Below are 322 nucleotides of genomic sequence, written 5' to 3' on the forward strand. Positions count from 1 at the left end.
TCACTGGCGTGTAACCCGCTACTTCCGCGGCTGTCAGCTCCACCGTTTTACCTGTTACTCCGTCTACGGTCGTGGCTTCCGCCAGGACTTTATCCGTGCCTTGCTCCAGATAATTCACGGTCAGCTTCTGCGCGTTTCCCTTGTAGTAGAAGGTGTACACATTACCTTCTGCTTTAAAGGTGTAGCTATCGCTTTCCTTCAACGGCGTGTAACCCGCTACTTCCGCGGCTGTCAGCTCCACCGTTTTACCTGTTACTCCGTCTACGGTCGTGGCTTCCGCCAGGACTTTATCCGTGCCTTGCTCCAGATAGTTCACGCTCAG

The 322-nt window shown here is 54.0% G+C and carries 1 protein-coding gene; it reads right to left on the reverse strand.

The window, feature by feature from the left end; genetic code table 11:
- A partial coding sequence (locus M3650_RS33470) for a MucBP domain-containing protein (protein WP_251580293.1) occupies positions 1–322 on the reverse strand: 322 nt, incomplete at both ends.

The organism is Paenibacillus sp. MER TA 81-3 (genome assembly GCF_023713585.1).
GTDB classification, from domain to species: Bacteria; Bacillota; Bacilli; order Paenibacillales; family Paenibacillaceae; genus Paenibacillus_B; species Paenibacillus_B profundus.